This window comes from Cobetia crustatorum, assembly GCF_000591415.1.
GTDB classification, from domain to species: domain Bacteria; phylum Pseudomonadota; class Gammaproteobacteria; order Pseudomonadales; family Halomonadaceae; genus Cobetia; species Cobetia crustatorum.
Genome location: NZ_JEMF01000122.1, coordinates 1 through 25,796, shown reverse-complemented (window position 1 = coordinate 25,796; position 25,796 = coordinate 1). Strand labels below are relative to the sequence as shown.

At 58.4% G+C, this 25,796-nt stretch carries 19 protein-coding genes and 3 pseudogenes; 6 read left to right on the top strand and 16 right to left on the bottom strand.

Annotated elements, in window-relative coordinates; translation table 11 throughout:
- Positions 1 to 106 precede the first annotated feature (106 nt).
- Positions 107 to 940 (top strand): annotated as a pseudogene (locus tag BF12_RS23735) (phosphoribosyltransferase-like anti-phage protein); the annotation flags it as partial.
- Positions 941 to 948: 8 nt separating this feature from the next.
- Positions 949 to 1,575: an NADAR family anti-phage protein gene (locus BF12_RS21850; protein ID WP_084488206.1), complete on the top strand. Its 627-nt coding sequence runs from the start codon at positions 949 to 951 to the stop codon at positions 1,573 to 1,575.
- 47 nt (positions 1,576 to 1,622) lie between these two features.
- Here the strand turns inward: BF12_RS21850 and BF12_RS0117380 are convergent, their stop codons facing one another.
- From BF12_RS0117380 to BF12_RS0117330, 11 genes and pseudogenes are all read right to left on the bottom strand, one after another.
- Positions 1,623 to 1,979: a RidA family protein gene (locus tag BF12_RS0117380; RefSeq protein WP_024953369.1), complete on the bottom strand. Its 357-nt coding sequence runs from the start codon at positions 1,977 to 1,979 to the stop codon at positions 1,623 to 1,625.
- Between the two features lie 430 nt (positions 1,980 to 2,409).
- On the bottom strand, positions 2,410 to 3,303 hold the full coding sequence (locus BF12_RS0117370) for a universal stress protein (protein WP_024953368.1): 894 nt from the start codon (positions 3,301 to 3,303) through the stop codon (positions 2,410 to 2,412).
- Positions 3,304 to 3,457: 154 nt separating this feature from the next.
- Positions 3,458 to 4,945, bottom strand: coding sequence for a SulP family inorganic anion transporter (locus tag BF12_RS0117365; protein WP_024953367.1), 1,488 nt, complete (start codon positions 4,943 to 4,945; stop codon positions 3,458 to 3,460).
- Between the two features lie 298 nt (positions 4,946 to 5,243).
- A complete protein-coding gene (locus BF12_RS0117360; protein WP_024953366.1) occupies positions 5,244 to 6,251 on the bottom strand; it encodes a DMT family transporter in 1,008 nt (335 codons plus the stop codon).
- A gap of 5 nt (positions 6,252 to 6,256) precedes the next feature.
- Positions 6,257 to 6,787, bottom strand: coding sequence for an HAD family hydrolase (locus BF12_RS20850; protein WP_051511146.1), 531 nt, complete (start codon positions 6,785 to 6,787; stop codon positions 6,257 to 6,259).
- On the bottom strand, positions 6,745 to 7,116 hold the full coding sequence (locus BF12_RS21370; protein WP_156941215.1) for a hypothetical protein: 372 nt from the start codon (positions 7,114 to 7,116) through the stop codon (positions 6,745 to 6,747). Before BF12_RS21370 ends, BF12_RS20850 begins: the two co-directional genes overlap by 43 nt.
- 150 nt (positions 7,117 to 7,266) lie before the next feature.
- Positions 7,267 to 8,235, bottom strand: coding sequence for a cyclodeaminase (locus BF12_RS0117350; RefSeq protein WP_024953365.1), 969 nt, complete (start codon positions 8,233 to 8,235; stop codon positions 7,267 to 7,269).
- A 63-nt stretch (positions 8,236 to 8,298) separates the two neighbouring features.
- A complete protein-coding gene (locus tag BF12_RS20845; RefSeq protein ID WP_051511148.1) occupies positions 8,299 to 9,414 on the bottom strand; it encodes a pyridoxal-phosphate dependent enzyme in 1,116 nt (371 codons plus the stop codon).
- A 42-nt stretch (positions 9,415 to 9,456) separates the two neighbouring features.
- Positions 9,457 to 10,902 (bottom strand): aminotransferase, encoded by a 1,446-nt coding sequence (locus tag BF12_RS20840; RefSeq protein WP_051511143.1) that lies wholly within the window; start codon positions 10,900 to 10,902, stop codon positions 9,457 to 9,459.
- Between the two features lie 61 nt (positions 10,903 to 10,963).
- Positions 10,964 to 12,431, bottom strand: a pseudogene (locus tag BF12_RS20835) (NAD-dependent succinate-semialdehyde dehydrogenase).
- A 287-nt stretch (positions 12,432 to 12,718) separates the two neighbouring features.
- Positions 12,719 to 13,357, bottom strand: a complete 639-nt coding sequence (locus tag BF12_RS0117330) for a hemerythrin domain-containing protein (protein ID WP_339379009.1) — start codon at positions 13,355 to 13,357, stop codon at positions 12,719 to 12,721.
- A gap of 188 nt (positions 13,358 to 13,545) precedes the next feature.
- Here BF12_RS0117330 and BF12_RS0117325 point away from each other — a divergent pair, with 188 nt between their 5' ends.
- Positions 13,546 to 14,913, top strand: coding sequence for a replication-associated recombination protein A (locus tag BF12_RS0117325; RefSeq protein WP_024953363.1), 1,368 nt, complete (start codon positions 13,546 to 13,548; stop codon positions 14,911 to 14,913).
- Positions 14,914 to 15,062: 149 nt separating this feature from the next.
- On the opposite strand, the gene lolA is transcribed toward BF12_RS0117325, so the two are convergent.
- The 3 genes and pseudogenes from lolA to BF12_RS20825 form a co-directional block, all read right to left on the bottom strand.
- Positions 15,063 to 15,764 (bottom strand): outer membrane lipoprotein periplasmic chaperone LolA, encoded by a 702-nt coding sequence (gene lolA / locus BF12_RS0117320; protein ID WP_024953362.1) that lies wholly within the window; start codon positions 15,762 to 15,764, stop codon positions 15,063 to 15,065.
- Between the two features lie 196 nt (positions 15,765 to 15,960).
- A pseudogene (locus BF12_RS20830) lies at positions 15,961 to 17,568 on the bottom strand (DNA translocase FtsK); the annotation flags it as partial.
- Complete coding sequence (locus BF12_RS20825) at positions 17,511 to 19,937, bottom strand: DNA translocase FtsK 4TM domain-containing protein (protein WP_084488205.1); 2,427 nt, start codon at positions 19,935 to 19,937, stop codon at positions 17,511 to 17,513. The pseudogene BF12_RS20830 and the gene BF12_RS20825, both read right to left, overlap by 58 nt.
- A 62-nt stretch (positions 19,938 to 19,999) precedes the next feature.
- On the opposite strand from BF12_RS20825, the gene aat reads away from it, so the two are divergent.
- The 3 genes from aat to infA all read left to right on the top strand — a co-directional run bounded on the left by aat (position 20,000) and on the right by infA (position 22,170).
- Complete coding sequence (aat, locus tag BF12_RS0117310; protein WP_024953361.1) at positions 20,000 to 20,713, top strand: leucyl/phenylalanyl-tRNA--protein transferase; 714 nt, start codon at positions 20,000 to 20,002, stop codon at positions 20,711 to 20,713.
- A 117-nt stretch (positions 20,714 to 20,830) separates the two neighbouring features.
- Entirely contained in the window at positions 20,831 to 21,631 is an 801-nt protein-coding gene (locus BF12_RS0117305) for an arginyltransferase (RefSeq protein ID WP_024953360.1), read from the top strand.
- Between the two features lie 320 nt (positions 21,632 to 21,951).
- A complete protein-coding gene (gene infA, locus BF12_RS0117300; RefSeq protein WP_024953359.1) occupies positions 21,952 to 22,170 on the top strand; it encodes a translation initiation factor IF-1 in 219 nt (72 codons plus the stop codon).
- A gap of 506 nt (positions 22,171 to 22,676) precedes the next feature.
- Here the strand turns inward: infA and clpA are convergent.
- Positions 22,677 to 24,941: an ATP-dependent Clp protease ATP-binding subunit ClpA gene (gene clpA / locus BF12_RS0117295; protein WP_024953358.1), complete on the bottom strand. Its 2,265-nt coding sequence runs from the start codon at positions 24,939 to 24,941 to the stop codon at positions 22,677 to 22,679.
- A 33-nt stretch (positions 24,942 to 24,974) separates the two neighbouring features.
- Positions 24,975 to 25,376, bottom strand: coding sequence for an ATP-dependent Clp protease adapter ClpS (gene clpS / locus BF12_RS0117290; RefSeq protein ID WP_024953357.1), 402 nt, complete (start codon positions 25,374 to 25,376; stop codon positions 24,975 to 24,977).
- Positions 25,377 to 25,796: the final 420 nt, after the last annotated feature.

Below are 25,796 nucleotides of genomic sequence, written 5' to 3'. Positions count from 1 at the left end.
TGCATATCTGTCATTTGAGCACCTGTGCGATGAGGTGCACCGGCTGCTCGACGGTTATGGCGCTGAGCGCACGATTAATTTTGAATAGGCACTTAAAAGCGATACAGAGGATTTCATTACCTCTCTGATTAACAGAAATCCGCTATCCAATGAGGACCAAAAAAAATATTGGAAGGGGGTTAATTTTTTATCAGTACAACTTTATGGCGAGAGTCAAAAAGAACTATTAAAGATAGTAGATAAAACACTTCAGGAAAAATTTTCACTAAGCACAGAAGAGTGTGGCATTGGAAGTAACAAATACTTATACATCGACGACATACTATTCTCGGGCGGGCGAGCACAACAAGATATCAGAGAATGGGTCAATAACAAAGCTCCCTCTGAAGCCAACATAGAGATATGCTTAATAGCAGCTTATACCCTTGGATTACACGAAACCCAAAAGGCCATAACCAGAATTATCAGAGACTCCGGGAAGAACATAAAAGTAAACTACAATCACAAAATAAAAATAGAAAACAGAAAAACCTACAATATTAATTCTCAAGTATTTTGGCCTATACTCCCGCAAGAAGAACCCCTTATAAATGATTATATTACACAACTGAAATCTGAATACCCACCTGTAACGAGGGGTAAAAGGAAAGAAATTCTAGCTCCCTTCTTAAGTGAAGAAGGACGCCAAATTTTAGAGAATGAATTTTTATTAGCAGGAATAAAGATATGTCAGAAGATAGAAAACCCGACGGAAATATTAAAACCATTAGGATTCAGTAGATATGGTATAGGGTTTGGATCGACCATCATAACTTATAGAAACTGCCCTAACAATTGTCCTTTAGCTTTATGGTGGGGAGACCCCGAGGAGGAATCTGGTCCTTTGAGCTGGTATCCATTATTACCAAGAAAGACATATGATAAAACATTCGACTTCTGAGCATAGATATGAACAACTCAAAATCGAGAACTTACAACTCCGATGAATCAGTTGTATTTCATAGAACCAAAGAGAGTTATGGTGGGCTATCAAACATGGCTGCCGGCTTCCCAATATACGTTAATAATACAAAAATATTAACTTCTGAAGCCTTATACCAACTATGTCGTTTCCCAGCATACCCGAAAATACAGCTTGAAATTATAGCTCAGACTAGCCCAATGTATGCCAAAAAAATTGCCAGACATTATGAAAGTTTGACTCGTAAAGATTGGATGCTGGTACGCCACAAAGTTATGCGATGGGCTCTTCGAGTAAAGCTTTCGCAAAATCTAGAGAGCTTTGGAAGCATATTAATGCATACAGGAGAAAAACAAATTGTAGAAAAGTCCTATAAAGACGATTTTTGGGGAGCAATCCCCATTCATAAAGATAAAAAAACATTAATCGGACAAAATATACTAGGGAGATTATTGATGGAACTAAGAGAAGAACTTAATAAGAACACACAAACTTATTACAGCACAACCCCCTCAGTTAATATAGAAAACTTTCTACTCAATGGAAACCCGATAAGACAAGTAGACAATATCATCAAAAATATTGGCAAACCAACTCAAAACCAACTTCTTTAACAGGCCAGCCTATTTATTTGACTGACCTGACCGGCATTGTTTAGCTATTACCTAACAGCAGCGACCACGGTAATTTCACACAGCAGTTCCGGGCTGGCCATGGCGGCTTGTACGCAGGCGCGGGCGGGGGCGTGGCCTTGTGGTACCCAGCTGTCCCAGATGTCGTTGAAGGTCTTGAAGTCGTCCATTGTCTTGAGATAGACGGTGGCGGAGAGCAGGTGCTCGCGGTCGCTGCCGACTTCTTCAAGCAGAGCGTCTACACGGGCCAGCATACTTTCAGCCTGGTCGGTGATGGTGCAGAAGCGGTGTTCCGGGCCAGGCACCTGACCACACAGGTAGATGGTGTTGTTGTGGATTACGGCGCGGCTCATGCGTGGCTTGGTGTCATGACGCTGGATATTCATTGAGAGTGTCCTTGTACAGTTCTTTTTAGGTGTGAAGTAACAGGTGCAGCATAACGATGATGCCTTGGTACATCAGCAAGACATCACATTCTGGTGATTGCGAGTTTGCCACAAGTGCTAGCAGTTTTGATGGCAAAATGCCCATCAGGCCCGTCATATTCACTCGTTGACCCGCAGAGATCAGTCCCATCAGCGTTTCAGATTCCGACGATGGGCGCAACGCGACCTGCGGGGTACTGAGCGCCGTAAACGAGGGTTTCGTGGTTGCGGTGTCTGCTCTGACATTGCGCGGGAGATTGGCTCCTTTTCTGCCTTCTGTTCTCCCCCCCTACAACGACAGATGCCGCGTCCCTTGCCCATGAAGGGCAGGAGACGCGGCATCTGTGTCACCCCGTACAGTGTGGTGCGTTTGCGTCAGACCAACACGGCGTTATCTCAATATCAGCAGCGGCACGGTGGCGTGACGAATCATGTCAGTGGTGGTGCTGCCGACCAGCAACTGGCGAATCCGCGAGTGGCCGTAGGCGCCCATCACTTGCATGTCGATGGCGTGCTCGGTGGAGTATTCCCGCAGACAGGTTTCTACCTGCCCAGCCTTGAGGCTCGTCTTGACGTCAAAGCCTGCCGCTTGCAGTTCATCACGTGCGGCATTGAGCGGTGCCTGATTCTCGACCGAATCCGCGCCGATCATCACCAGATGCAGCTCTGCGCCTTCCAGCAACGGGCTGGCCGCCAGCACCTGCACCGCACGACGAATGGTGGCACTGCCATCAAAGGCGATCAGCACCTTGGTCGGCGCGGTGAAGACACCAGGCACGACCAGCACCGGACGATGCAGGCTGCGAATCACGCGTTCAAGATTGGTACCGAGGTGCTCACTGGCCTGATCGCCACTCTCGCCGCGCTTGCCCAACACCAGCAGGCGGATTTCATCTTCCAGTTCCGTCAGTGTCTCGACCAACCCGCCATTGCGCTGACGCGGACGCGGCGATTCGACACCCCCTTGTGCGGCACGCTCACAGGCGGCCTCCAGCATCAGGCGGCCTTGCTCCTGGGCGATACGTCCACGTTGCTCATCAAGGCTTGCGAGTTCTTCCAGCAGGTGCTCACGCGCGCCAAGCCCGATACTGCCGGAGAGGTCTCCCATGGTGGCCTCACCGACCGTCTCGTGGCGGTCAATCACGTGCAGAATGCTTAACGGTGCCTTGAGCTTCAGACTGACCCATACGGCAGCATCACAGACGGGGACGGCAAAGGCGGAGCCGTCAATGCAGGCAGTGACCTTGTCACTTTCTGTCGAGGCGACTGCAGACGATTCGCTCATGGCATGCTTCCTTTGTCTTGGCGGATGGCGTGGCGTCATCCGGTGAAAAGCGTTTCTTGGTGTGATTTCAGACTACCACTGCAACACGGCGGCAGCCAGTGACCTGACTGCCCGCCGTGGGGGGATTACCGCTGTCTTGCAGTGCTGAAAAGAATCAGTGACTCATCAGTTTCTCGACGGCATCCGGCTTGTCGTGCACCGCAAAACGATCCACCAGCGTGGCGCTGGCTTCGTTCAGGCCGAGAATCTCGACCTTGGTGCCTTCACGACGGAACTTGACCACGACGGTATCCAGCGCACCGATGGCAGTGATGTCCCAGAAGTGCGCGCGGCTGACGTCAATCACCACGCTCTCGACCGTTTCCTTGAGGTCAAAACCGGCGGTGAATTGCTCGCTGGAAGCGAAGAACACCTGACCCACGATACGGTATTCACGCGTGCGGCCATCGGCATTCATGTCACTGCCGATGTGCAGCACCTGACCGATCTTGTTGGCGAAGAACAGCGCCGACAGCAGCACGCCGACCAGCACGCCGATCGCCAGATTATGCGTCGCGACCACGACGGCCACGGTCGCCAGCATGACGATGTTGGTGGACATCGGGTGACTCTTGAGATCACGAATCGACTGCCAGGAGAAGGTGCCGATGGAAACCATGATCATCACCGCAACCAGTGCGGCCATCGGAATCTGCGACACCCACGGGCCGAGGAACACGACCATGATCAGCAGCACGACACCGGCCACCATGGTGGAGAGACGAGTACGTCCACCGGATTTCACGTTGATCATCGTCTGGCCGATCATCGCGCACCCTGCCATGCCACCGAAGAAACCGGTGACGAAGTTGGCCGCGCCCTGGCCCTTGCACTCACGATTCTTGTCGGAAGAGGTATCGGTCAGGTCATCGACCAGTGTGGCGGTCATCAGTGATTCAAGCAGACCGACCAGCGCCAGCGGCAGCGAGTACGGCAGGATGATCCACAGCGTTTCAAGATTGAAGGGGATGTCCGGAATCAGGAATACCGGCAGGCTGTCCGGCAGTTCGCCCATGTCACCGACGGTACGGATATCAAGACCGACAATCATCGCGAAGAGGGTCAGCACGACGATGCAGACCAGCGGTGACGGCAGGATCTTGCCGATCTTCGGCACCAGCGGCAGCAGGTAGATGATACCGAGACCCGCCGCCGTCATGGCATAGACATGCCAGGTGACGTTGGTCAGCTCCGGCAACTGGGCCATGAAAATCAAGATTGCCAAGGCATTCACGAAGCCGGTGACGACCGAACGAGACACGAAACGCATCAGCGAACCGAGTTTCAGATAACCGAAGACGATCTGAATCACCCCCGTCATCACCGTGGCGGCCAGCAGGTATTCAAGTCCGTGGTCCTTGACCAGATCGACCATCAACAGCGCCATCGCGCCGGTGGCGGCAGAAATCATGCCCGGACGACCGCCCGCAATGGCCGTGACCACTGCGATCGAGAAGGAGGCATACAGGCCGACCTTGGGGTCGACACCGGCAATGATGGAGAAGGCGATCGCTTCGGGAATCAGGGCCAACGCCACCACGAGCCCCGACAGAATGTCGGGCCTGAGGTTCGAGAACCACTGCTGTTTGAGGCTGCTTGTCATCGGGTCATCCGCAACAAAGGGTGGAGAATAGGGTGTAGGCCGGTCTACAGACCGGATGCGATACGTCACATGAAATAGGCCGTGGCACTTCGACTGACCGCCCGAACCAAGATCGCGTATCACTGTGACAGCGCGTGTCTTGCGAGAGCCTTTCGAGCATCTCTCAAGCGTCTGCCGCGTGTCTTTCGCAAGCCGTAGCTGCTTTTTTAGCCATGAGCTATTCGCTCCGGGCGCCGTGTGCGGGCGTCCAGAGGGCTGTCATTAGACAGTAGAGAAACTCAGGGAGGCGGCCATTCTATCAGCTGGGCAGCGTCGACGCATCCGTCGCGTGGCGTCGTAGGCGACGATCTATCAGGCTTTTGACCAGCATTGCACCCAGCACCAGCCCACCGCCCAGCCAACCACGCGAGGTGAGTGCCTCATCCAGCACCCACCACACCCACAGAATGCCGAACACGCTTTCGAGCAGCATCAGCAGCGCGACCTCAGCAGAGGGCAGATAGAGCGGCCCGCGCTGAATGAAGGTAAAGCCCAGCGGTAACAGCCCCAGACACAGCAACGCCAGCCAGCCAGCGCGCTGGGCGAAGTCAGCGGAATCCGCTGGCCACAACTGCTGGAGAACGCTCTCACTACCGTGGGCGGCGAACCATACGCAGGTCAGCAGACCACACAGGCCGGTCAGCAGCCCCGACAGCATCAGCATCGGACTCATGTCGATACCGGGCCGTGTTCGGCACAGCGTGAAGTTGGCAGCCAACGAGAGACTGCAGCCCAACGCCAGCAGATTGCCTGCCAGCGAGCCGCTACCCGCCTCGTCCATTACCAGCAAGGCGATGCCCGCCAGCGACGCCAGAATGGCCGCCCAGACATGCAGCCGTTGGCGTTCTCTCAACCATACGCGTGACATCAGCGCCGCAAACAGCGGACTGGCGGCGAGGATGATCAGCACATTACCGGCACGGGTGTATTGATTGGCAAGCACGAAACCCAGTGTCGAGCCGGTAAACAGCAGCGCCACCCACAGCCCTGTTCGTCCACAACGCCGTACCGTCGCAATGCATTCCGCCACACTACCGCGATGCGTCAGCAACACGATGCAGGCGAAGCCCAGCGCGGTCAGTACGCCGCGCCAGAACACTAGCGGCCCATCCGCGACATCCGCCAATCTGAGCAACAAGGCATCCGGTGAGATCAGCAACACGCCCATCGCCGTCAATGTCACACCGCGTGAACGCAGTGCAGCACTCGACACACCTGACGGAGCTGGCACGGCGATGTTGGATGATGAGGGCGTGGGAGCAGACATGAGCGTCAGGCCAACTGACGCGACAAGCGCCAATCGACTACCGGCCAACCACGCGATTCCGCCAATGCGCGCAGCGGCGCATCCGGCTGGGTCGCATGCGGATGATCGACACGCTCCAGCAACGGCAGGTCATTGTGGGAATCAGAGTAGCCCCACAGCGTCTGCGGCATACGGTGATTGCGGTCGGCACTGGCCAGCCAGGCATCCAGCGCCGCCAGCTTGCCTTCACGGAAGGTGACAATACCGGTGGTGGCACCCGTGAAGCAGCCGTTATCGTCAAAGGCGGGATGCGTGGCGAGCGCGCCATCAGCGGTCAGGCGGCTGGCGATCGGCCCGACGAGGTGATGCATGGAAGCCGAGATGATCAATGTGCGATGCCCGGCTTCGCCATGCTCGGCCAGCCGTGAGATCCCCCCTTCCAGCAAGCGCGGCATCACCATTTCCTCGACGAAATCGTCCACCTCGTGACGCACCTCATCGCGGTGACGGCCAATCAGTGGGCTGAGCAGATGCGCGACATGAGCATGGATATCCAACGTACCGGCGTGATACTCGGCCTGTTGCTGCTCGCCAGTGCCATGAACGCCTCGACATTCTCAATCCAGCCGCAAGCGGCCATCCAGCGCATCCACATGCCGCTGCAATCGCCGTCGAGCAAGGTATCGTCGAGATCGAAGACCGCCAGTGGCGCATCCAGCTCACAGACGTGGCGCAGATAGCCTTCGCCCGGCGGCAGTAGCGGTGGCAACAGAGTCACGGCATCGCAGTCAGCGCAGAGGTCTGCCAGCGGTGTACGGCAGGCCTCCACATCCGGGGCGGCATTCAATGCGCGGGGAGCGCGAGGCGTTGGCAAGGGTCGAGTCACGACTGGCTCCGAGTGGACAAGGGGGCGGACGGCATCCTGCCGTTCCATGCGTGACCCTCGCATGCAGCGCCGCGCTGGGCAAGCGCCAGTATGCAGTAGACATCGATCATGCAGCAGACATCGATCAGAGCGCCTGCATTGGCAACGCCATCATTGGTGCGTCAGTCGTGCCAAGGCCAGGCTGGCGATGGCGGTATCCTGCACGCCGGTACCGGTGAGGTCGGCCACGGTGATGAACTGCTGACCATCTTCCTCGTCATTGGCTTGCTCGCGCAGTCGATGCCCCGCTGCCAGTAACGCGCCCAGCTCATGCACCTCGAACGAGGGAGCCTCTTCCAGCCCCTTGAGCTCACCATTGATTTCCGACTGGCTGCGGCTGTCGCACACGAAGTGATTGCAGCCGGTCAGCACGTCGGAATCAAGCTCGCGTTTCTCGGGGCTATCGGACCCCATGGCTGTGACATGCACCCCGGCGGGCAACATCGAGAGTTCCAGCAACGGCGAGCGTGATGGCGTGGCCGTGACGATGATGTCGGCGTTCTCGCAGACGGCGTGCAGGCTGTCATGACTGCGTACCGTCAGGCCCAGGCGCTCTTCTGTCTCACGAGCGAAATGCTCGGCACGCTCCTTGTCCCGCGCCCAGACATCGACACTCTCGATATCACGCACCAGCCGTAGTGCTTCCAGCTGCAAGCCTGCCTGCTCGCCTGCGCCAATCAGCGCGACACGTTTGCTGTCAGGGCGTGACAGACACTCTGCCGCCACCGCGCCGGCCAGTGCCGTGCGGATGGCAGTGAGGTAGCCGCCATCATTCAATAGCGCCTCAGCGACCCCTGTCTCAGCAGAGAACACCACCATCAGGCCATTGAGGCTCGGCAGACCGCGCGCGGGATTATTGAAGAAACCGGGGCTGACCTTGATCGCGAAATGCTTGAGACCGCGAATATGCGCCGTCTTGACGTCAACTTCACCGTTGGCCTCCTCAATCGCCATCGACAGAATCGGCGGCTGGACCACTTCGCCACGCCCCAACGCCGTGAAGGCGTCGCGGATAACCCCGAGCGCCGTGGCATCCAGCCCCACGACCTGCTCAATCTGTTCGCGTGTATAAATCTGCATGCGTATTCCTCCTTCAAATCGCGCCTTTCAAACCGGCAAGGCCTTTCACGCTCACTGCGTCCTTCATGTCAGCAACGCACGCGCCTGATCGAGCGTTTCCAGGCTGACGCCATTGCCACTGATGATGAGCGCGACGCGCGTGCCACGAATCGACTCGGCCAGCTGTGGGTCTGTCTCACCGCGACGAGACGCCTCCAGTGCTGCCAGACCTACCACCGCCGCGCCTTCCACCAGCAGCTTTTCCTCTTCCAGCAGCATCAGCATGGCGCGTGCGATGGCACGCTCGCTGATCTGATGATGCTCATCCATCACGCGATGCACCAGCGGCAGCGTGGTGTGGTTGTCCAGGCCAATACCGCCACCCAGCGAGTCCGCGAGACTAGCGACTTCTTCGACCTCCACCGGCTTGCCTGCTTGCAGGCTTTCCCACATCGCTGCGCCGTGAGTCAGGCTGACGCCATGCACCTGTGTGGCCGGCCGAATCGCCTTGAGCGCCGCACCGATACCGCCCAGCAGTCCACCGCCAGATAACCCGATGAGCACATGGTCGAGCTGCGGGCAGTCTTCCAATAACTCAAGGCCGATGGTGCCTTGCCCGGCAGCGATCAGCGGATCATCAAAGGGCGGCACCGCAAGCATGCCCTCCTCCTCGACCAGCCGATTGACCTCATGAAAGGCCTCATCCTGACTACGCCCGATACGCCGCACCTCGACACTGCCCTGGCCTGAACCTGAACCGGACACCTCGCCCAGCGCTTCGATGGCGCGCACCTTGTTGGCGGGTACCTGCTCGGAAAGACAGATGATGGCGCGCAGACCGCGACGCATCGCGGCATAGGCCAGTGCCCTGCCGTGATTGCCGGTGGAAGCGGTCGTGACGCCGCGCGCCAACCGTTCAGCTGCGTCACCCGACGTCATTTCTGCCACCGCGGCCAGCAGATTGGTGGCGCCGCGCAGCTTGAAGGCGCCCGTCGGTTGACGAGTCTCCAACTTGAGAAAGATCTCGGCATCGAAGCGCGCGGATAGCGCCGGCGATGGCACCAGCGCCGTACGCTCGACACCTGTCGCGACAGCGCCATGCAACAGCCGCTGACGTGCTGCGTAGATATCGGCCAGCGCCAACGGCCCTATCCCGTTAGAGATAAGGCCGCTGGCGTTGGTGCTGCTGTCTTGTCGCATGGAGGACGCAGAAAGCAGCGGGGGCAATATCAATGCCATGGCTTACAGATCACCGCTGGCGATCAGCTCCTGATGCACCTTGTCTACTGCGCGACGGGCACGTGCCACGATGTCATCAATCTCTTGCGGCGTGACAATCAGCGGCGGCGCAAACCCGAGGATGTCGCCCTGTGGCATACCCCGTGCGATCAGATCTTCTTCCAATGCGGCGGCCGAGATACGCGGACCGACCTTGAGTGCGGGGTCGAAGTGGCGACGTGCAGCGGGTTCCGGCGAGAATTCGAGTGCCGCCAGCAGGCCGATACCGCGCACGTCGCCGACGATGGGGTGACCTGCGAAGGCGTCCTGCATGGCATTCTGCAGATAGGCACCTGTCTCGCGGGCGTTCTCCACCAGTCGCTCACGACGGATGATCTCCAGGTTGGCAACACCGGCGGCAGCCCCCAGCGCGTGACCGGAATATGTCCAACCGTGGCCGATCGCGCCGAATTCACCGGTGCCCTGCTCCAACACCTTCCACACGCGGTCGCCGACAATCACGCCGGACAGCGGCTGATAGGCACTGGTCAGACCCTTGGCGATGGTGATCAGGTCTGGCTTGATGCCAAAGTGCTGAAAACCGAACTGACTACCGATGCGCCCGAAACCACACACCACCTCATCACAGATCAACAGGATGTCGTGACGCTTGAGCACGGCCTGAATGGCGTCCCAATAGCCTTCCGGCGGCGGCACGATGCCCCCCGTGCCGAGTACCGGTTCGCCAATGAAGGCACCGACGGTCTCAGGCCCTTCAGCCTGAATCATGGCTTCGAGCTTGTCGGCACACCAGGCGGAGAATTCCTTCTCGCTCATCTCGGCGCATTCGTCCGGACGGCGGTAATAGCACGGCGCTTCGGTATGCAGAATGCCGGCAATCGGTAGATCGAAGTGATCATGGAAAGCCGCCAGCCCGGTCAGTGAGCCAGACGCGATGCCGGAACCGTGATAACCGCGCCAGCGCGAGATGACCTTCTTCTTCTCGGGCTTGCCGATCACGTTGTGGTAGTAGCGCACCAGCTTGAGCTGAGTCTCGTTGGCATCACTGCCGGACATGCCGTAGTAGACCTTGGACATTTCGGGGCCGGCTAGCTCGAGAATTTTCTCGGACAGCGCTATCTGCGGCTCATTCGAGTGGCCGACATAGGTGTGGTAATAGCTGAGTTTGAGCGCCTGCGCGTGAATGGCATCGGCCACCTCGGTACGCCCGTAGCCGATGTTGACGCAATAGAGGCCAGCGAAACCATCGATCATCTCGCGGCCATCACGCTCACGGATACGAATACCTTCGCCACCGGTGATGACACGCCCCGGTGCATCACCATGAGCGAAATCACGCAGATGAGTGGAGGCGTGGAAGGTCACCTTGCGATCACGACGAATCAGTTCTTCAGTGCTGGTGGAGCTATCAAAGCTGGCGGCTTGGCTGAGTGTGTTATCGGTGGTCATGAAGATCTCCTGAAATGTTTAACAGATGGCTATCGCCAAGTGACAGTGAACAATGTCTGACTCAACTGCCGGAGGCACTCGCCAACCCACCCAGGCAGTAGTACTTGATATCCAGATACTCATCGAGCCCCTGACGGCCGCCTTCGCGACCTAGCCCGGACTGCTTGACGCCCCCGAAGGGAATCGGCGCTCCGGTCATCTTCACCGAGTTGACCGAGACCATGCCGAAGCGCAGGCCGCGCATCAGTTGCCAGATGCGGCGAATGTCGTGGGTATAGACATAAGCGGCCAGCCCGTATTCGGTATCATTGGCCATCTCGATCACCTCTTCCTCGTCATGCCAGGCGGTCACGCCGGCCACGGGAGAGAAGTTTTCCTCGCGCCATGCCTTCATTGTCGGCGTCACGTCAGCCAACAGTACCGGCATGAAGAAGTTGGGGCCTGGCGCCATGCTCTGATCACCATGGATCAGACGTGCGCCCTGCTCAACGGCGTCATCGACAATGGTCTGCGCCTTGGCGACGGCATCGCGGTGGATCAGCGGACCGAGATCGATGTCCGAGACCAGGCCATTACCGACCTTGAGCTGCTTCATCAGCCTCACGAAGTGGGTCAGGAAATCCTCATACAGGCTGTCGTGAACCAGAATGCGGTTGGCGGCCAGACAGTCCTGACCAGAGGTCTGGAACTTGGCATCCACTGCGGCGCGCGCCGCTCCTCGGGTCCATGTCGGGCCCGACGATGAAAGGCGCATTACCGCCGAGCTCCAGCGAGACACGCTTGACGCTGTTGGCGCACTGGGACAGCAGCAGGCGCCCGACCCGCGTGGAGCCGGTAAAGGACAGCGCCGCAACGCGTGAGTCATCGCATAGCTGCTTGGAAACTTCTGCTGCTTCGCCAGTGATGACACTGAACACGCCTGCGGGAATGCCCGCACGTTCAGCCAATTCCGCCAGCGCCAACGCCGAGAACGGCGTCTCACCCGCAGGCTTGACCAGCACTGTGCAGCCCGCGGCCAACGCGGCGGCAGCCTTGCGGGTAATCATCGCCAGCGGGAAGTTCCACGGCGTGATCAGTGCGGCCACGCCGATGGGCTCGCGCAGAGTGCCCAGGGCGGCACCGGGAATATGACTGGGGATGGTCTCGCCATAGGCACGGCTGCCCTCTTCAGCGAACCAGTGAATGAAGCTGGCACCGTATTCGACCTCACCACGGGCATCCGCCAGCGTCTTGCCCTGCTCCCGCGTCATCAGCATGGCGAGATCTTCCTTATTCTCACGGATCAGCCGATACCAGGCATCCAGCAGCTCGCCACGCTCATCGGCACGTAACAGACGCCACGCACGCTGAGCCTTGTCTGCCGACGCAATGGCGGCCTCGATCTGATGGGACTCAAGCCACGGCACCTGCCCGAGACGCTCGCCGGTAGCGGGGTCAAAAACAGCCTCTTCACGACCGCCTTCGCCATATACCCAGCAGCCATCGACATAGGCGAGCTGGCGGAACAGGCGCGGATCTTCGAGTGCCATGCCATCGCTGGCGCTGGCCCACTGACGGGTAAGGGATTGAACACTCATGGGCTGCCTCCACGGCCGAAAGGCCGTCATCGAATATCACGAGCAAAACAGAACCCGCCGTGATGACGGGTGCTGTGTGATGACTTCAGTGTGGAGGATGTAAAGCGAGGAGACTTTCGGTACTGAGCGCTACGGCATAGCGTTTTTTCTGTATATGCCGTGCGAGGTTGAGGTTTTTTCTGTGCGGCGAAAATCGGTCTACCAAGACTGAGCGATACGACCTCTATCAAGCGCACGCATCAGGCCGTTTCCACATCGCTTTCGGTCAGCTCAGCATAGAGCTCTGGATAGGCCTCCTGGAGACGCTCAAGCTCTGCGCGCGCATGAGGAATGGCGTTAGTGAGCTGCTGCCACTCTTCATCATTGAGCAGATCGCGCATCAGCGGGAACAGCTCCTGACGCTCGGCACGCAGATAGTCACGATGAGACTCCACATAGTCGTGAAGGTCTGCATTGAACTGCTCCATCGGGATGACCTGGTCCATCAGGATACTGTCGAGATTGTCAGACAACTTGGACAGACTCGCGTGCAAGGTGTGGTACTGCTCGATAAGTCGCTTGCATAGGGGCCCGGCTTCAGTAGAACGCTCACACAGCATCTGGCTGCATTCGCGTTCCAGCGGAATGATGAAGCCCTGCATGTAATCAAGAATGTAATCCACGACTTCACGCATCATGCGAAAGTCCGGACGCTCACCACTGACCAACGTTTTATGGCGGTGCGAGAGCACATGCAGCAGGCGAGCCATATTGGCGTGATCCTGGCGCAGCTGAGTCACATTAGGCATGACTTCCTCCTCCTGACGGAACAGGTGGCCGATGCTGGCAGACAGCGCTGCCGCCTCGGGCATTACCACCGGATGTGGCAATGTCGTCATGCTCAAGTGTAGAACACATCACCCGAACGCTCGTTAGACGTTGGGTGGGATTGCCTTTATCAGAATGACATGCTGTCAAAAAAACCTGACAGATCTGCCGCATTCACTGCTGATTTGTACAGGATCATATGATCAGCGATGATGACAGCCTCCTCTACTCGTCATGCCTGCCGGAGCCTGAATCACTGATGGATCTCTTTGCCGATACTGTCTCGAACGCCCATGCGCCACTGGCCTTTCGCATGCGCCCGCGCACGCTGGATGACTACATCGGTCAGTCGGCGCTGGTCGGGGCGGACATGCCACTGCGTCAGATGGTCGCGACGGGGGTAGTGCGTTCGATGATCCTGTGGGGCCCACCGGGCGTTGGCAAGACAACGCTGGCCGAGATTCTGGCCCACGGGTGTGATGCACACCTGGAGCAGCTGTCGGCGGTGATGGCAGGCGTCAAGGATATCCGTGAGGTAGTCGAGCGCGCACGTCACCACCAGGCCAGTGATCGCCAGACAGTGATGTTTCTCGATGAGATTCACCGCCTCAACAAGAGCCAGCAGGACGCACTGTTGCCGCACGTGGAGTCCGGCCTGCTGACGCTGATCGGCGCGACCACCGAGAATCCGTCGTTTGAGGTCAACTCGGCCCTGCTGTCGCGGGCACGGGTGTATGTGCTCAAGGCGCTGGAGGTGGATGATTTGATCGAGGTGCTGACGCGGGCGCTGAGCGATGAAGAAAATGGCCTCGGGGCACGCGCGATCGAGGCCAGTCGCGAGACGCTGACGCGTATCGCGAGAGCGGCCTCCGGTGATGCGCGTCGCGCGTTGGGCCTGCTGGAGACGGCCTGCGACTTCGTGCGCCGCGAGCCTGCTGCCGACGGTGCGACGCGTGAGATTCTCGAGGATAGCTCACTGGAAGCGGTGCTCGGCCATCAGGCCTCAAGTTTCGACAAGCAAGGCGACGACTACTACGACCTGCTGTCAGCCATTCACAAGTCGGTACGCTCCTCGCGCCCGGATGCGGCACTGCTGTACATGGCGCGCTTCATGGATGGCGGTGGTGATCCGCTCGACGTGGTACGCCGACTGGCGGCAGTGGCCTCCGAGGATGTCGGTAATGCCGATCCTCGCGCCCTGCCGCTGACCATCGCCGCATGGGACGCCTACCTGCGCCTCGGCGATTACGAGGGCCAGCGGGCGATTGCCCACGCCGCGATTCATCTCTCCATCGCACCGAAGAGCAATGCCATCGATGTCGCCTGGAAAGAGGCCAAAGCCTTCGTGCGCCAGCAGCCGCACTTCGGGGTGCCGGTCTATTTGCGTAACGCGCCAACGACACTGATGAAGGAGCTGGGCATGGGGGAAGGCTATCGCTATGCCCACAACGAGCCCAATGGCTACCCTGCCGGCAGTGCGCATAATGCCTGGCCACAGGAGCTGCCCACGCAGCAGTTCTATCGCCCGACCCAATATGGCGGCGAGAAGCGCTTTGCGGAGGTCGAGCGTTGGCGGCGTGAGCTGGATGACTACGCTGATCAGAATGAGCCGCCGCAGTCGCGCTGAGCTGATGCCTTGCGGCCCAGGCCTTCGGACACAAATCTCTCGAACACCTGTCCCTCAAACACAAATGCCCGGACCAATGGTCCGGGCATTTGTGTTTGTTCAGCTGGCGAGTGCTTTATGGCCAGCGATGCACGTCTAGCGATGCATAGTTAACGATTGTCTGCTGTCTGCTCACGAATGACATCTGCGCCTTGCGGAATCTTGAACACGAAGCGACTAGCCTCCAGCGTCGGATTGAACTCGACGTTGTTGAAGTCGATCGCGGTGCGCTGGCCCGTCGAATCTGCCATCTGCAGCATGTCGAGACGCTCATTATCGAAGGTCAGCTTGAGACTCTCGAACAGGGTATCAGCTTGCTTGGGCGTCAGCGTAAAGGTCTCGCGGGCGCCCTGCTGCTGACGCTCCACCTCGTAGTTGGCGGTCAGCTCACTGGCACGCCCGGACAACAGCAACGCGGGAGTGTGAGTGACGCGCTCATCCAGCGGCTGCACGGTGACCTGCTCGAGATCCGGGTCGTGCAGATAGACTTCCTTGCCATCAGAAACCACTTCCTGACGATATGGCGCATCGACGCTCCAACGGAACTTGCCCGGACGCGACAACCACATCTTGCCGTGCGCTTCCTGCAATCGCTGGCCCGAACCATCGAGAATCTGCTGATCGAAATCTGCCGCGTAGGTCTTGAGCGGCTCCAACAGACGTGACAGGCGGTCACCCGCGGCCTGATCAGCATTCGCCGGCAGGCTGGCAACGCCAAAGCTGATGCCCAGCCCAAGCGCTGCACCCAAGGCTTTTAACTTACGAGTCGGCAGGGCAGTCGCCACTGCATTCAACAGGGACAGAGTTTTCATGCGGCTCCTTGCGATGAGGAAGGTACCGTTCGTTGACGACGCGCCGTAGCGCTCACATCAACGGCAATATATTCATCATCTTGGCTATTCGGGTGGGTCACGCCAGTCGTTCACAAGATGCCCTTGAACGACTGGCGTGATATCTGAAGGCTTTGACAGGGACGGAGGCAAAAAGCTCCCCACCCCGAGATGCCCCTCAACCGTTGGCGTTGGGCGCAATCACTTCGCGCGAGCCATTGGTGCCCATCGAGGACACCACACCGGCCATTTCCATCGCTTCGACCAGACGCGCAGCGCGGTTGTAGCCGATCTTGAAGCGTCGCTGTACGGCCGAGATGGAGGCACGACGTGATTCGATCACATAGGCCACCGCCTCGTCATAGATGGCGTCCTGTTCGGCATCGCTATCTTCACCTTCGGCTTCAAGCCCTGCCAGTGCGTCAGCCTGCACGCCACCGGTGAGGATTTCCTCGATGTATTCCGGCGAACCACGACGCTTCCAGTCATCGACCACGCGGTGAACCTCGTCATCATCAACGAAGGCACCGTGGATACGGGTCGGAATACCGGCGCCCGCAGGCAGGTACAGCATGTCACCATGACCCAGCAGGTGCTCGGCACCGCCCTGATCGAGGATGGTGCGTGAGTCGATGCGCGAGGACACCTGGAAAGCCATACGCGTCGGTATGTTCGCCTTGATCAAGCCCGTCACCACGTCCACCGAGGGACGCTGGGTGGCGAGAATCAGGTGAATACCGGCAGCACGCGCCTTCTGTGCCAAGCGAGCGATCAGCTCCTCGACCTTCTTGCCGACGATCATGAACATGTCGGCAAACTCGTCGATCACCACCACGATGTAGGGCAGCTTCTTCAGCACGGGCGGATGCTGATGCATCTCCCAGGGCTGCGGCTCCCACAGTGGATCAGCAATCTGCGCACCATGAGCCTCGGCTTCATCAATCTTGGCATTGAAGCCTGCCAGATTACGCACGCCCATGGCCGCCATCAGCTTGTAGCGACGCTCCATCTCGGCGACACACCAGCGCAGTGCGTTGGCGGCCTCCTTCATGTCGGTGACCACCGGCGCCAACAGATGCGGAATGCCATCGTAGACCGACAATTCCAACATCTTCGGATCGACCATGATCATGCGTACTTCTTCCGGCGTCGCCTTGAGCAACATCGAGATCAGCATCGAGTTGATACCGACCGACTTGCCCGAACCGGTAGTCCCGGCGACCAGCAGGTGCGGCATCTTGCCGAGGTTGGCGACGACAGGCTTGCCGCCGATGTCCTGACCCAGCGCCAGCGTGACCGGCGATTCCGCCAACTGATAGGCATCGGAATCAAACACTTCACGCAGACGGATCATGGCGCGGTTGGGATTGGGAATCTCGATCCCGACCGTCGGACGGCCCGGAATGACTTCCACCACACGCACGCTCTTGACCAACAACGAACGCGCCAGATCCTTGGCGAGGTTGGAAATCTTCGATGCCTTCACACCCGCAGCAGGCCGAATCTCGAAGCGCGTGATGACCGGCCCCGGCCAGATATCAGCGACTTCAGCCTTGACGCCATACTCACGCAGACGCGTCTCGAGCAGCTCGGCCATGTCGGCCAGCTCCTGCTCGGTGTAGTTGGGCTTCTGCTCATCCGGCGGTGTCAGCAGGCTCAACGGCGGCAGATCCCCTTCGGGCTCTTCCTCGTGGTCCATGCCATCGCTACGCTGGCTTTGCAGATGTTCTACCGTCCAGAGCGTCGGGCCGCTGGGATCAACCGCGGCTGCCTGAGCATCCGCAGCGGTCGCGAGACGACCCGCCGAAGGTCCATGCCCGCTTCATCACCTGCATGTGCCCATGCTGGGGGCACAGCTGGCGCCTCAGGGCTAGTCGGCTGCACTGGCGCGGGCTCTGACACCGACTCGGGGGCTGCTACCGGAGCAGCTGGACGTGATTCACTAACCGACACTTGATTAGCCAGCGCCGGATCAGTCGATGCTTGACCAGCGGGCGGCGCCTTACCAGCGGGAGCCTCAAAGGCATCATCCCAGGATACGGCCGCCTTGCGCACCGAAGTGCCGGTCGCTGGGGTGCCAGCCGCAGCAATGCCTGATGCCACCACACCGGCACCTGCCGCAATACCAGCCGCTGCCGTACCGAATGAAGCACTCGCAGTGGACAGCGGTGCATCATCCTCATCCTTGGGCTCTGGCGGCTGATTGCTGCTGTCTTCGGAAATTTCGGGGCGATGCAAACGCGAGCGCAAGGTTGCCGCCGATTCAGCCGCCTCACTTGACTCAGACCTCGTCGGTGCAGAGCTAGTCGGTGCAGAGCTAGTCGCCATCGGTGCAGCAGGCACGGCATTCGAGGAAGCAGCAGGTGCCCTCTCTGTCTGAGGCGCTTGCTCTGGCTGAGGTGCTTTCTCTGCCTGAGGTGCTGTCATGGCCTCATGTGCGACGACCGTTTCCTGGCGAGCCGACGGCGCAAAGGCGGATGCCGCATCCCATTCTTTCGGGGCGTCAGTGGCCCCCGACTCAACAGCAGGCTGAGTCGCCGTCGACACCGATGCTTCAGCCGTTGTCGCATGCCGCTGACGCTCGGCCTCGATAGCCGCACCTTCCGGCAAACGCGAGCGAGTCACATCAGCACGCGCGGTACGCGGCGCTGCCGCCATCTCAGAGGCGACGGCAGTCTTGAGCGCTGCCGCCAGATCAACCCCTTCAATGCTCACGTTCGCGCTTTGCACAGTCATGCGTTCGGTATAAGCGGCGCCCGGCACCTTGGCTGACGGCGTTGTCTCAGCAGTCTGCCAGGGAATGTTCGTACTGCGGTCGGTGGCGAAGTCGTCATCACGCGCGGTGATAGCCGGTGCTTCTTCTTCGCCAAGCGAAGGTTCGACGCGACGCGTGCCACGCGACTCTGCAGCGATACTCGCGTCACCCTGCCTGGTACCGAAGAGAATTTCGTCGTTATCTTCATCCCACTCGCCATTATTGTCATGGCGACGGCCAGGTATCAGACGCTGCCACCAACTCAGTGCCGGGGCATCGCTCCCATCCTGCGTCTCATCACTTTCTTCATGGCTCAGACTTTCTTCGGCATAGGCTGCTTCGTCATCGCTGTCATCACGGTGGCTGTTGAAGCGTTCGTTGAACCAGGCAATCAGGCGTGTACAGCCATTGCCCAGCTCATCCATGACAGTCAGCCACGACATGCCAGTAAACAGCGTGAAGCCGAACAGGAAGCTGGCCAGCGAGACCAGCACAGTACCGCCCATCCCAATCAACAATGTCAGGGCACCCGCGATACCTTTGCCCAGAATGCCACCGGCGCCGTTGGTCAGCTGGCTATCAGGGCTGTAGAACTGGATATCACCGATGACGCAGGTCGCCATGATCAGCAGGAACAGCCCGCCGGCACGCACCGCAAGAGCTGTCGGGTCCCACACCAGTTCAGTGCTGGGTTGGCGCATCAGACGCCAGGCACCAAAGCCCAGCATTGCCGGCCACCACAGCGCACTGCCGCCAAAGAGTGCATACAGCACGTCAGATAGCCAGGCACCAATGCTGCCCATCCAGTTGCTGAGCGTGACTTCAGGTCCGCTATACGACCACCCGGGATCTGTCGGTGCATAGCTGAACAGCGCCAATAGCATGAAGACGCACAGGCTAAGCATGACAATGACCGCCCCTTCACGACCAACGCCCTGTAGCGTGGTTGTCAGGCGTGACGGCGGGCGAGCTGCCACTTCCGCGCGACGTTCAGCACGAATCTCCTGGCGCTCGGCACGTTCAGCCTGTCGGTCAGCACGGCGCTGAGCTGCGGCACTGTCTTTAAGACCGGTCTCCTTGCCCACCTCCTTGCTGGTAGGCTTGCCTGACACCTTAGGTGTCTTGCGAGCCGGGCTCGCCTTGGCAGCCGGTGCGCCGCGCAGACGCGCGAAGAAACCCGGCGAGTCCGCTTTCTGACGGGCACGCTTTCTCGGTGTTGCTGCCGCTCTGCGGCTACGGGCCTCAGGCTTTGCCTGGTCCCGACTTGTCTTTCTGGCACTCTTGGCAGTCAAGTCGCCATCCCCCTTGCACCTTGTGGGCGATTTTCCATGTACCTTCAGCCGGTTATCATAACCATTCGATGGCAGTGACGTCACAATTGCCGATTCACGTCTGCTCATGACACAAAGGCGTCATGGGTTCGTTGCTCCGTGCATGTTCACGAACCGACAAGAGATTGCCGATGCTGCCCTGGCTCCCCCCTGCTCCCGTCCGCTTCCCGCACGCTTCCTCAGCCTTGAACGAGCCTGATGGCTTGCTGTGTGCTGGTGGTGATCTCAGTCCCGAGTGGCTGCTGGCCGCCTACCCACGCGGCATCTTCCCGTGGTTTAGTCCGGGTGACCCTATTCTGTGGTGGTCACCGGACCCACGCATGGTGCTGATTCCCAGCGAAATACGCGTGCGTCGCAGTCTGTCCAAGCGCCTGCGCAATGCTGGTATGCACTTCAGTATGGACCGCGACTTTACCGGCGTGATCAATGCCTGCGCCAGCATTCCTCGCGATGGCCAGGCTGGCACGTGGATATTGCCAGAAATGCGTGAGGCCTACATCGCCCTGCATGATATGGGACACGCCCATAGCGTCGAAGTCTGGCAGGACGATGTCCTGGTGGGCGGCCTGTACGGAGTCGCCTGTGGTCGCGTGTTCTTTGGCGAATCGATGTTCTCGCGATTACCAGACGCCTCCAAACTAGCGCTGGTGATCCTGTGTCGTGAACTCGAGGCGCGTGATTTTCAATTGATCGACTGCCAAATGCATACCCCGCACCTGGAAAGTCTTGGCGCCTGCAGCATCGCCCGCAACGACTTCATCAGCTATCTTGACCAGTATGCCATTGGCCAAGGGCGTGAAGGCAAGTGGTCACTGACGTGTAGCCCCCCAAAAGACGGCTCATGAGGCTCACATGGTCACGTTATCGAGACGAAAACTCCCAGGGGAGTCTAACGGCAACCCTCTATATGAGGAGAGGCATTCTAACAGTCTCGGTAATTCAGCGAGGGAGACGAGGCAAAGGTGAGCAGTAATACCCCTAAACAACCACAACGCGATCTGCGCTTCTTCCTGACCGTGCCACATGCCTGCAGCTACCTTGAAGGGCGGCAGGCGACGACACTGTTTCTCGATCCTCAGGAAGCACCGCATTCCGGCGTCTATGATGCACTTGCCCTGCTTGGCTTTCGCCGCAGCGGCTCTCATCTCTATCGCCCTCACTGCGGTGATTGTCGTGCCTGCGTTTCGGTACGCGTGCCAATTGGCGACTTTACCGCCGGTCGTACCCAGAAAAAACTGATGAAGCGCAATGCTGATCTCATCATTGAGGAAGGTCCTGCGCTTTTCGATCCGGAGCATTATCGGCTTTACGCGCATTACATTCGCAGCCGCCATGCCGACGGCGACATGTTTCCGCCCAGCCACGAGCAGTACCGCACTTTCCTGACCTCGCGGGATGAGTACGCTCGGCTAGTCAGCTTTCGCCTTGATGGCCGTCTGGTGGCAGTCGCCGCGATGGATCGCATGAGCCATGGCCTCTCGGCCATCTATACGTTCTATGATCCTGATGAAGCATTTCAGCACCGTTCGCTAGGCACCTATGCCGTGCTCTGGCAGATAGAACAGGCACATCGTGAAGGCCTGGCACATCTTTATCTGGGTTACTGGATTCGTGATTGCCGCAAGATGAACTACAAACAGCATTTTCAGCCACTTGAATATCTCGATGGCAGCCACTGGCGGCGGCACATCCCGACAGGTCTCAGCGACGGCAATCTGCCGTTGAGTCTCGTCAAACCGCATGATTCTCACAGTATTGAATAACTCGCCTAACAGCGATGAACCTCGCGTTTCCGCTGACTCCTCCAGCCTCGCCAAATACCCACCTGGTTAGTGATTCACACCTGTCGCCAAGCTTCGCTTGCGAGGCACAAGAGGCAGGTGCCGTGCGCTGGATACATTTTTATCTTTCTCTCAAGCTGCCCACAAGCGCTCAAGGAGCGTACAATCGCGCTTCGACTTTGCCTTGCTGCCGTCCTTACGGCACAATATCGCGTATCGAAGTCCCGAATCCGGCGTTTTTTGTGCTTACACGGCTCGGAACAACCTGCTTTATTCCCAGCATCAGATGAGGATCAGCCTATATGGCGCGTGAAGATCATATTGAAATGGAAGGCGTCATCGTCGACACCCTTCCGAACACCACTTTCCGGGTCGAACTGGAAAACGGTCACATCGTGACTGCCCACATCTCCGGCAAAATGCGCAAGAACTACATCCGCATTCTGACCGGCGACAAGGTCAAGGTTGAGCTAACTCCATACGACCTGTCCAAGGGCCGTATCGTCTACCGTTCGCGCTAAGCACGGTCAGACTGCCCCGCCGGTGCCATGAAAACGATCGATATGCGAGTACTTGACCCGCAAACGCTCAACATGAAACCGGCAGGCTAAACCGGTCGTCCCTGGCATTTCAGGTGTATGTGTCATCCCCGCCTGATCCCTCCGCCCGGACCCGGACCATCGAGATCGCATGACGTGCCATTCAATGTCATGAGTATGACTATCTCGATGTGATACGCCTCAGCATTCCGGTGATGCCGCTTTCCCAAAGGATGAGTTCGAGTCCGAACGCCAGCCATGGCCTTCGCTCCCATCCCTATGGTGCAAGCGGCTCATCCCTTGGGATGCCCCGCATTTATTATATTCTCGATACTGCTTCTTCCAGCAGTAGCTTTCGTGTGGATACGATTTGTCATTCGGCATCGTACGAGGATGACGCGCACAAAAAAAGCGGCCAGTGCCGAAGCACTGACCGCCTATTATCGCTCTTCAGACATTGCTGCCTTCAGGGAAAGCAGCTCTGCCTATCAAGCCATCTCAGCCTCGGTTTCCAGATGCAGCTCACCGTTATCGACGGTGACATGCACAATACCGCCAGACTCTGACAGATCGCCAAACAGGATCATCTCAGCCAGCGGCTTCTTGAGTTTCTCCTGAATGACACGGGCCATCGGACGAGCCCCCATTGCCGGGTCGTACCCCAGCGTTGCCAGCAGATCACGTGCTTCATCATCAACATCCAACTGGACACGCTTCTCATCGAGCTGCGCCTGTAGTTCGACCAGGAACTTGTCGACCACATTGCGCACGACGGAGAGATCCAGCGAACCGAACTGGATGATGCTGTCCAGACGATTGCGGAACTCCGGCGAGAAGGTCTTGCGAATGACTTCCATCGCATCAGTGGAATGATCCTGATGCTTGAAGCCAATCGAGCGACGCGCGACCTGTTCGGCACCTGCGTTGGAAGTCATCACCAGGATGACGTTGCGGAAGTCCGCCTCACGTCCGTTGTTGTCGGTCAGACGGCCGTGGTCCATGACCTGCAACAGCAGATTGAAGACTTCAGGGTGCGCCTTCTCGATTTCATCCAGCAACAGCACACAATGTGGCTGCTTGGTGATGGCTTCAGTCAGCAGCCCCCCCTGGTCATAGCCGACATACCCCGGCGGCGCCCCGATCAGGCGAGACACGGTATGACGCTCCATGTACTCGGACATGTCGAAGCGTACCAGCTCGATACCCATCAACGCGGCCAGCTGCTTGGCGACCTCCGTCTTGCCGACGCCTGTCGGGCCAGCAAACAGGAAGCTGCCCACTGGCTTGTCAGGTGCCTTCAGACCAGCACGCGACAGCTTGATGGCCGCAGACAACCCGGTAATGGCATCGTCCTGCCCGAACACCAGCATCTTGAGGTCACGCTCGATGTTGGAGAGCAGCTTCTTGTCGGAGCTGGACACTGTCTTCGGCGGAATGCGCGCAATGGATGCGACGATCGCCTCGACCTGTTCGACGTCGATAGTATCCACGCGAATGGCTTCAGGCAGCAGACGCTGATGCGCACCGGCCTCATCTATCACGTCAATCGCCTTGTCCGGCAGCTGACGGTCGTTGATGTAACGGTCTGCCAGACGCACGGCGGTCTCAAGCGACGCATCGGTGTACTTGATGGCGTGATGCTCTTCGAAGCGACTACGCAGTCCCTTGAGAATCTGGATGGTGTCCTCAACCGAGGGCTCCATCACATCGACTTTCTGGAAGCGACGCGCCAAGGCGCGGTCTTTTTCAAAGATGCCACGGAATTCCTGGAACGTGGTGGAACCGATACAGCGCAACTCACCGGAAGACAGCAGTGGTTTGAGCAGGTTGGAAGCATCCATCACGCCACCAGAAGCGGCACCCGCTCCGATCACGGTATGAATCTCATCGATGAACAGAATCGAGTTCGGTTCTTTGCGCAATTCGGCCAGCAGGGCCTTGAGACGCTTCTCGAAGTCACCGCGATACTTGGTGCCAGCGAGCAGTGCACCAAGGTCCAAGGAATACACCACGGCTTCCTTGATGACGTCTGGCACATCGTCTTCGACGATACGCTTGGCCAGACCTTCCGCGATGGCGGTCTTGCCGACACCAGCCTCACCGACCAGCAGCGGATTGTTCTTGCGGCGACGCACCAGAATCTGCACCACACGCTCAAGTTCACTGTCCCGCCCGATCAGCGGATCAATCTTGCCGAGGCGCGCTTGCTCATTGAGGTTGGTGGCGTAGTTGGTCAGCGGATTGTTGCCGCCTTCACTACTGGCCTCTTCACTCTCTTCGCTCTCGATGGAGGCTTGAGGCGCTTGAGTGTGGCCTGCCACCTTGGAGATGCCGTGGGCGATGTAGTTGACCGCATCTACACGGGCTACATTCTGCTGCTTGAGGAAGTAGACCGCCTGGCTTTCCTGCTCGGAGAAGATGGCGACCAGCACATTGGCACCGGTCACTTCACTCTTGCCAGAAGACTGCACGTGGAATACGGCACGCTGAAGCACGCGCTGGAAGCCCAGCGTCGGTTGTGTCTCGCGGTCTTCCTGTTCTTCCGGAATCAGCGGCGTGGTTGAATTGATGAAGTCCTGGAGATCGACTCGCAGCTTGTCCAGATTGGCACCACAGGCGCGCAGGACATCAGAAGCCGAGGCATTGTCGAGCAGTGCCAGCAGGAGGTGTTCCACGGTCATGAATTCGTGGCGCTTGGAACGTGCCACGGTGAAGGCCGTGTTCAGGGTCAGTTCAAGTTCTTTGCTCAACATGGCAAGTCCCCTCTAGGCCGCGTCTTGGTCGGATTACTCCGCCCGGTCGATGTCGCACAGCAGCGGATGCTGGCACTCTCGAGCATATTGATTCACTTGGTGGCATTTCGTTTCCGCGATGTCGCGACTGAAGATGCCACAGGTTCCTTTACCCTGATGATGGACAGCGAGCATGATCTGAACTGCTTGCTCCTGATCCTTGTTGAAAAAGGCGGTCAGCACCTCCACGACGAAATCCATTGGCGTGAAGTCATCATTGTGCAGAACAACCTTGTACATGGGCGGTGGTGCCAGTTCGGGTTCAGCAGTGGCGAACGCCAGATCGCCATCTTGATCTTCCTGATGCGTCGGCTCTTGAGCCAACGGAACCTGATTCCTGATCAGCAGCGCCTCCCGTGAGGGAGGTCTGCCGCGTGATGTCTCTATCTTGAACATAAGGGGCTGATCCGGTGAACACAAGCAGTGGCGAAGCAGATTGCCTCAACGCGCCGCAACAGGAGCAATCTCCTGCCGCCACACATTGGTGTTGGTGTGATAAAGAAAAGATGAGGGCATCTCGGGCATGTTGCAAGCGTTGCTCACGGATACCGCCTCATATAAGCCGATTGATGTGCATCTGACCAAGCATCTGACTGTTTGTCGCAGGCATTGATATCGAGAAAGCTGCCCCAGACGCAAGAAGGCCCCCGGACATGTCCGGGGGCCTTCTGCTGAAACTTTTGCATACGCCTGATGCTGAAAATTCAGCATTTCAGACTAACGCAGAGTTTCAGGCATCCATGTTGTCAGCAACAGCCTGACCGAACTCGGAGCACTTCAGCAGCTTGGCATCGTCCATCAGGCGATGGAAGTCAT